At 62.7% G+C, this 7,632-nt stretch carries 8 protein-coding genes; 5 read left to right on the top strand and 3 right to left on the bottom strand.

Features of this window, described 5'->3' with window-relative positions:
• The coding region (locus AC1DRP_RS35385) for an LptF/LptG family permease (protein ID WP_476770987.1) at positions 1–352 on the bottom strand (352 nt) is incomplete at its 3' end.
• On the bottom strand, positions 352–1,545 hold the full coding sequence (gene lptF, locus AC1DRP_RS35380) for an LPS export ABC transporter permease LptF (RefSeq protein ID WP_441491841.1): 1,194 nt from the start codon (positions 1,543–1,545) through the stop codon (positions 352–354). The genes AC1DRP_RS35385 and lptF, both read right to left, overlap by 1 nt.
• A 162-nt stretch (positions 1,546–1,707) precedes the next feature.
• Here lptF and AC1DRP_RS35375 point away from each other — a divergent pair, with 162 nt between their 5' ends.
• Positions 1,708–3,201 (top strand): leucyl aminopeptidase, encoded by a 1,494-nt coding sequence (locus AC1DRP_RS35375; protein WP_476770988.1) that lies wholly within the window; start codon positions 1,708–1,710, stop codon positions 3,199–3,201.
• 47 nt (positions 3,202–3,248) lie between these two features.
• Complete coding sequence (locus AC1DRP_RS35370) at positions 3,249–3,815, top strand: DNA polymerase III subunit chi (protein ID WP_476770986.1); 567 nt, start codon at positions 3,249–3,251, stop codon at positions 3,813–3,815.
• Positions 3,816–3,965: 150 nt separating this feature from the next.
• On the opposite strand, the gene AC1DRP_RS35365 is transcribed toward AC1DRP_RS35370, so the two are convergent.
• Positions 3,966–5,840 (bottom strand): ABC-F family ATP-binding cassette domain-containing protein, encoded by a 1,875-nt coding sequence (locus AC1DRP_RS35365; RefSeq protein ID WP_476770985.1) that lies wholly within the window; start codon positions 5,838–5,840, stop codon positions 3,966–3,968.
• A 165-nt stretch (positions 5,841–6,005) separates the two neighbouring features.
• Here AC1DRP_RS35365 and AC1DRP_RS35360 point away from each other — a divergent pair, with 165 nt between their 5' ends.
• The 3 genes from AC1DRP_RS35360 to proS form a co-directional block, all read left to right on the top strand.
• A complete protein-coding gene (locus AC1DRP_RS35360) occupies positions 6,006–6,194 on the top strand; it encodes a hypothetical protein (RefSeq protein ID WP_441505527.1) in 189 nt (62 codons plus the stop codon).
• A 54-nt stretch (positions 6,195–6,248) separates the two neighbouring features.
• Positions 6,249–6,749: a pantetheine-phosphate adenylyltransferase gene (coaD, locus tag AC1DRP_RS35355; RefSeq protein WP_441505528.1), complete on the top strand. Its 501-nt coding sequence runs from the start codon at positions 6,249–6,251 to the stop codon at positions 6,747–6,749.
• A gap of 152 nt (positions 6,750–6,901) precedes the next feature.
• Positions 6,902–7,632 (top strand): proline--tRNA ligase (gene proS / locus AC1DRP_RS35350; RefSeq protein ID WP_476770984.1); only part of this gene is annotated, 731 nt, incomplete at its 3' end.

Genomic DNA, 7,632 nt, shown 5'->3' with positions numbered 1-7,632 from the left:
AGACAAAGCCGATCACTGCTGCGACCAATGCGGCCGGCTGCAGGAATTGCCAGGCCGAGACGCCCACGGAGCGGGCCACCACGAGCTCAAGCTTCCGGCTTAGCGTCAGCAGTGCGAACATGCCACCGAACAGCACGGCAAAGGGAAAGATCTGCTCCGCCACCGCAGGCGCGCGAAACAGCGCGAGCCTGATGATTTGCGGCGTCGTCGCGAGCGGCGAATCGCCGGCACGGCGCATCAGCTCGACGAAATCGAGCGTCAGGATCAGAAAGAAGAAGGTGCTGAACACGCTGATGATGGCGCGTGTGAAGCGCTTCGTCAGGTATCGGCCGAAGGTCGAGACAAGCAGCATCAGGCGCGACGCAGGCGAGAGGGCAGGGCGGATAGCGACAGGATGATCGGCTCGAACAGCTTGTTGAGCCGCGGCCTCAGCGACGCGCCAAACATGATAAGGGCCGTAGAGCAGATGATTGTGACCAGGGGCAGAAGGTAGAGCAGGACGACTGCAAAACCCGATCTGACGCTGGCGGTCCACGCGGCGTAGGCGCCGATGCGGACCGCACCGACAATCAAAATCGCTGCCTGGATCGCGACATTGCGGCCCTGACGCGTCGTACGCGCTTCGCCGAGGGCGGCGAAGGCGACGAGCATGAACGCGATCGGGTAGAGCGGCGCCGAAAGACGATTGTGCAGTTCGGCGCGGAACCGCCCGGCCTGCAGCTTGTAATAGGCTTCATTGGGGTCCTGTCGCAGCAAGGCCCAGGTCGTGCGTTCGCGTGGCTTGTAGATCACCCTGTCGCCATTGCCTTCGCCATCGCCGCCTGTCGACTCGCCCGATAGAGCCGACAGGTTGAGCGCGTAGCGCTCGAAGGAGATGATCGAAGTCGACTCCTTGTTCTTGGCTTCGCGCTGGATGGTACCCTTCTCCAGCATCAGGAAGCTGTTGCCGTCCGATTCCACTGTCCGGCCGCGCTCGGCGATGTAGACGGAGGGTTGGCTGGGGTCGCGGCGGTCCTGCATAAAGATGCCGAGCAGCGCGTCACCCGAACGCTCGCGGTAGTGAAACGTCACTCCGGAATCGAGTGAGACGAACTGGCCTTCCTTCACGACATTGGCGACGAAATCGGCCCTGATCAGCGTGATCAGGTCCCGCAACGCCCGGAACCCCGACGGCATGACCGAAATCGCCATCCAGCCGACAAGGAGGGAGGTCGCCAGCGTCAGCACGATGAACGGGCGGGTCAGCCGGTAGGGCGCGACTCCGGCCGCATTCATGACGATCAACTCCGAATCGCCGTTCAGCCGGTTCAGCGTGTAGAGCGTCGACATGAACAGCGCGACCGGTGCGATGCCCGCGATCAGCGCCGGCAACGAAAGCAGTGTCACCGTGAAGAAGATGTAGATGGTCTGGCCCTTGCCGGTGATCAGGTCGACCTCACGCAGGGCCTGCGTCACCCAGATCACGCTGGTCAGCCCGATCAGAAGTACGATCGCTGCGACCGCGGCGATCTTCAGGATGTAGCGGTCGAGACGGAGAAGACGCACGCGTTAGCTTCCGGTGAAACCGAGGGCAGTTCGAGGCTCCCCTTGGACGGTTCGCCAAACACTCCCTATGGTATAGCCACGATCATGGCGCAAACGGGAATCGTTCGCATCATGTTCACGACCTTCCTGAAGAGCCCTATTCCCGCCAATTGTGAGCAGCTTATGTCGCAGCGCCTGAAGCTTGAGGTCAAAGCCCTGAACACCATCGGCGGGCAGGACCTCGTCATTTTCGTGTCGGACAAGCTGACCCCGGCGAAGCTTGCCGAGGATTGGCTCGGAGAGGGCGCTCATGCACTGCTCGCCAGGGCTGCGGCAGCCGACAAGTTCAAGGGCAAGGTGTTTTCCGGGATGACGTTGCTGGCGCCGGACGGGGCCGGGTATGAGCGGCTGGTCGTCATCGGGGTCGGACCTGATGCAGATCACGATAAGCTCGATTTCGCCAAGCTTGGCGGGGCTGTTGCGGGCAAGCTTGGCAGTGGCCGCTCGGCCGATGTGATCATCGCTCTGCCTGACGTTGAAATCAGTGCCGAGCAAGCAGCCGCGGTCGCTCTCGGGTTGCGGCTCCGGGCCTATGTCTTCGACCGTTACAAAACCAAGACCCGCGAAGCCGACGATGCCGATCCGATCACCGTGACGCTGCGCACCCCCGACCCTGCCGCTCTCAAGAAGGCCCTCAAGGCCTGCGAAGCTGTCGCCGGCGGCGTCGAGATTGCTCGCGATCTCGTGAACGAGCCGCCGAATGTGCTCTATCCCGAAGAATTCGCCGAACGCGCCGCCAAACTTGAGAAGATTGGTGTCGAGGTCGAGATTCTCGATGAGARGCAACTCAAGAAGATCGGCATGCGGGCCTTGCTTGGCGTTGGCCAGGGGTCGCGCCGGGAGAGCCGCGTCGTCGTCATGCGCTGGAATGGCGCCAAACCCGGAGTTCGGCCCGTCGCCTTCGTCGGCAAGGGCGTCACGTTCGACACTGGCGGCATCTCGCTGAAGCCGGGCACCGGGATGGAGGACATGAAGGGGGACATGGCCGGAGCCGCCTGCGTCACCGGACTGATGCATGCGCTCGCAGCGCGCAAGGCCAAGGTCAATGCGATTGGCGTGATTGGGCTGGTCGAGAACATGCCGGATGGCAACGCCCAACGCCCCGGTGACATCGTCACCTCGCTTTCAGGGCAGACCATCGAGATCATCAATACCGACGCAGAGGGGCGGCTCGTCCTCGCCGATGTGCTCTGGTACACGCAGGACAAGTACAAGCCGCGCTTCATGATCAACCTGGCAACCCTGACAGGAGCGATTTTGGTAGCGCTCGCGCAGGAGAATGCCGGGCTGTTCTCGAATGATGACGAGTTGTGCGAGCGACTGGCAGTCGCTGGCAAGGCCACCGGCGAAACCGTCTGGCGCATGCCGCTTGGCGCAGCCTACGACAAGATGATCGATTCAAAGTTCGCGGACATGAAGAACTCGGCCGGGCGTTATGGCGGTTCGATCACTGCTGCGCAGTTCCTGCAGCGGCATGTCAATGAAACGCCCTGGGCGCATCTCGACATCGCCGGCACCGGCATGGGCTCGCCAAACAGCGAGACCAATCGCTCCTGGGGCTCGGGCTGGGGCGTGCGCCTCCTCGACCGGCTCGTCGCGAATCATTACGAGTCCTGATTCACTCGAAACATTGTTTCGCAATGCTCTGATAAGAAAGGGCTTTCATGACGGAAGTCCTGTTCTTCCATCTTCAGTCGCGTCCGCTGGAGCAGGTTCTCCCGACCATCCTCGATCGGGCGCTGTCGCGCGGCCAGAAGGTGGTCATCGAGGTCTCCAGTTCCGAGCGGGCGAGCGTGCTGGACGATCATCTGTGGACCTACGCGGATGACAGCGTGCCTGTTCTGTTCGTGTGCGCTGTGGCTCTGGGCGGATGTTCCGTCGATATTGGCGGTTTCTCCTTCACTCAGGATTCCAGCGGTACGCGAACCAGCAGCGCTTCAGCCCGCGCATCCACTCAGGAAGCCATGCTGACCGCCGATGGCGGTTGCGAGGCGGAGGTTTCGCTCGATCCGTCGACGCGTCCACTGCCAAGGGAGATCGCGCTGGGCGTGACCGAATGCGAACTCGTGAAATTGAAGGGGGGCCGGCCGACCGATGTCCTCATCGGTGAGAGCGGCAAGGGCCAGCGCGAGGTGCAGGTGCTCTATTCCGAGCCCGGCGGCCGCGAGATCTATATGTTCACCGACAACCGCCTCAGCCGAATCGTAAAGCCGGGACAAGGGGAGGGCTGAAGYATCGGCCCGAACAGTGGATTGCGGTGTTCGAGCAAGCCGATTCCACCACAGGAGCTTAGATCATCGGACCGGATACGCGATCCGATCGGATGATCTACGCATCGGACGATAGTTCGGATTTCGCCCGAGCCTATCGTCTGGGCCGCTTCAGGCGTTCTCGAGTTCCTCGCTCAGTCCGAGCCATTCTTCCTCCGCGGCCGTCAGTGCCTCCGACAATTCCGCACGCTGGCGCGAGAGCTGCAGGGCTTTTTCCGGATCGCGGGCGAATGCTGCACCGTTGCCTAGCACGCCATCGACCTTCTCGATCAATCCGGTCAGCTTGGCGATCCGTGCCTCGGCCAGGTTGAGCTTCTGACGCAGCGGCCCTTGGGCCACACGCTTGACGGCTGCGCCCTTGCGTTCTTCGGCCTTGCTGTTGGTATTCGCCGTCTCTGCGGGCTTCTCGCGACGGGCTGCCTTGGCGCCTCCGAGGACGAAGGCGCGATAATCCTCCATGTCGCCGTCAAAATTCTTCACCGTGCCGTCGCCGACGAGCCAGAGCCGGTCAGCGCAGGCTTCGATCAGGAAGCGGTCGTGGCTGACCAGGATGACAGCGCCGGGATAGTCGTTGATAGCCTTGACCAAGGCGGTGCGACTGTCGATGTCGAGATGGTTCGTCGGTTCGTCCAGGATGAGCAGATGCGGGCCACCGAAGGCCGCGATTCCGAGCATCAGCCGCGCCTTTTCGCCGCCGGACAGGTTCTTGACCGGTGTATCCGCCTTGCTGGCGGGAAAGCCGATCTGAGCCGCTTTCGAGCGCACCTTGGCTTCCGGCGCATCAGGCATCAGGTCGCGCAGATGCGCGACCGGCGTTTCCTCCATCCGCAGCTCGTCGAGCTGATGCTGGGCGAAATAGGCGGTCTGAAGCTTCGACGAACGTCGCAGATCGCCTGACAGGGGTGGGAGCCGCCCGCCGATCAGCTTGCAGAAGGTCGATTTGCCGTTGCCGTTCGAGCCAAGCAGCGCAATCCGATCGTCCGGCAGCAAAGTGAGGTCGAGCCGCGACAGCACCTTGCGCTCGCCATAGCCGGCGCTGACATCATCCAGCACCACCATGGGTGGCGAGAGCGGCCGCTCCGGCCCCGGAAGGCTGAATGGCTGCACGTCACGGTCGACGATGGTCGCGATCGATTCCATCTTCTCCAGCCGCTTGACGCGCGATTGCGCCTGGCGCGCCTTCGAGGCCTTGGCCTTGAAGCGATCGACGAAGGCCTGGAGATGCTTACGCTCGGCGTCCTGCTTCTCGCGCTGCTTCGCGAGCAGCATCTGCTTCTCGGCACGCTGGCGTTCGAACGAGGAATAGCCGCCGCGATAGATGGTGAGTTTGCCCTGATCGAGATGCAGGATGTGATCGACACAGGTGTCGAGCAGTTCGCGGTCGTGGCTCACCACCAGGACGGTGTGCGGATAGCGCTCCAGATAGTCGTAGAGCCAGAGCGTGCCTTCGAGATCGAGATAATTGGTCGGCTCGTMGAGCAGCAGCAGATCCGGTTCGGCGAAGAGCACGGCAGCGAGAGCAACGCGCATGCGCCAGCCGCCCGAATAATCGGAGCAGGGGCGTTGCTGCGCGGCCTCATCGAAGCCGAGCCCGTGCAGGACGGTCGCCGCCCGGGCCGGGGCGGCATGCGCGCCGATATCGGCGAGCCGGGTCTCGATCTCGGCGATGCGCAGCGGGTCGGTCGCGGTTTCGGCTTCCTTCATCAGGGCCGCGCGCTCGGTGTCGGCTGCGAGCACGACCTCGATCAACGATTCCGGGCCACCGGGGGCTTCCTGGGCGACGCCACCGATCCGCATGCCCCTCGGCACGCTGACCGAACCGCCCTCAGGCGAGAGATCGCCGGTAATGATCCGGAAGAGCGTGGTCTTGCCGGTGCCGTTGCGACCGACGAGGCCGACGCGTGATCCGTCCGGCAGGGCCGCACTGGCCCGGTCCAGGAGCAGCCGTTCGCCGAGCCTGTAGGTGATATCGTTGAGCGTGAGCATGGCGCGGATTTAGGGCCTGGAGCCATGGCAAGCAATGGTTAACGCTGCGGGCTAACGCGATCGAAAGACCAATCATGTTTTTGACATGAAGCAGCCACGGCTCCGCCGGAGCTGCCCTTCAGCCATGGGATTGCGTCTATATCCATGATTCGCAAAGAGAAACCGATGCATCTCAGCCCCCGGCATATGGTTCAGCGGCGCTTCTCCACGACCGCAGCTGCCCTGGCGATCGTCTCTCTGATCCTGGGCAGCGCCGGTGCGCTGAGCGCGCTTCTGGTCGATCGTCGCACCGAGCCGTCCGTGACCTGGCAGTCCGTGCCGCAGCAGGATGCCGGGACGACGTCGTTCAGATAGAGCCGGTTCGCTGCCGCGCTTGCCGCAAGGATGCCCCGAGGGTAACGCTGTCCCATGAGCAGAACCGCTTTCTATCCTGGATCCTTCGACCCGATCACCAATGGCCATGCCGATGTGATCGCTGGTGCTTGCCGGCTATGCGACAGGCTGGTGCTCGCTATTGGGGTCCACCCGGGCAAGGCCCCGATCTTCTCGGCAGACGAGCGCGCTCATCTGCTGCGGGAGGTTGCAAGCCCGATTGCTGCTGCTGCCAAAGTCGCGATCGAAGTCGTGACCTTCGACTATCTCGCCGTTCAGGCGGCCAGGGAGGCAGGTGCGACGATCATGATTCGCGGCCTGCGTGACGCCACCGATTTCGACTACGAAATGCAGCTTTCCGGCATGAACCAGGCCATGGTGCCCGAGTTGCAGACCGTGTTTCTGCCGGCTTCCGCGAGGACGCGCCACATCACTTCGACGCTTGTGCGGCAGATCGCCTCCATGGGGGGCGATGTCTCGGCTTTCGTGCCATCCGCGGTCAGCGGCCAACTCAAGGCGAAGTTCCCGAAGCGCTGACCTAGCGATAGTCGAGAGCCGAGCCGATCGTTTGGCATCTTCCTCCGTATTCTGCGGATTTGCGTTTGCATTTTGCCGGCGGCGATGGTGTCTCTGGGACAACATGACTCGCTGCGCGCTGAGCCGCGTACTGYCCTCGAACGAGTTTTCCGATGCGCCTTTCCCGCTATTTCCTGCCGATCCTGCGTGACACGCCCAAGGAAGCCGAGATCGTCTCGCATCGCTTGATGCTGCGCGCCGGTATGATCCGCCAGCAATCGGCAGGAATCTACTCGTGGCTGCCACTCGGCCTGCGGGTGCTCAACAAGATCAACGCGGTGGTGCGCGAGGAGCAGAATCGTTCGGGCGCTATCGAGGTTCTGATGCCGACCATTCAGTCGGCCGATCTCTGGCGCGAGAGCGGGCGGTATGACGCCTATGGCAAGGAGATGCTGCGCATCAAGGACCGGCACGACCGCGACATGCTGTACGGGCCGACCAACGAGGAGATGATCACCGACATCTTCCGGTCCTATGTGAAGTCCTACAAGGACCTGCCCCTCAATCTCTACCATATTCAGTGGAAGTTCCGGGATGAGGTCAGGCCGCGCTTTGGCGTGATGCGTGGGCGCGAATTCCTGATGAAGGACGCCTATTCCTTCGATCTCGACCAGGCCGGCGCGCGGCACGCCTATAACCGCATGTTCACCGCCTATCTCAGGACCTTCGMCCGGCTCGGCCTGAAGGCAATCCCGATGCGTGCCGATACGGGCCCGATCGGTGGCGACCTCAGCCACGAGTTCATCGTCCTCGCTTCCACCGGCGAGAGCGAGGTATTCTGCCACAAGGACTATCTCAGCTTCGAGACGCCGAAGGTCGACACCGACTTCGATAGCGTCGACGG

The sequence above is a fragment of the Allobosea sp. 01N443 genome (assembly GCF_056399325.1).
Note: the sequence above shows the minus strand (reverse complement) of the source record. Positions and strands in the feature narration are given on the sequence as shown.

Excerpts from the sequence above, each read along its gene's own strand:
- AC1DRP_RS35370 (WP_476770986.1), top strand. The coding sequence starts at position 3,249 with ATGACGGAAGTCCTGTTCTTCCATCTTCAGTCGCGTCCGCTGGAGCAG.
- AC1DRP_RS35360 (WP_441505527.1), top strand. The coding sequence starts at position 6,006 with ATGCATCTCAGCCCCCGGCATATGGTTCAGCGGCGCTTCTCCACGACC.
- coaD (WP_441505528.1), top strand. The coding sequence starts at position 6,249 with ATGAGCAGAACCGCTTTCTATCCTGGATCCTTCGACCCGATCACCAAT.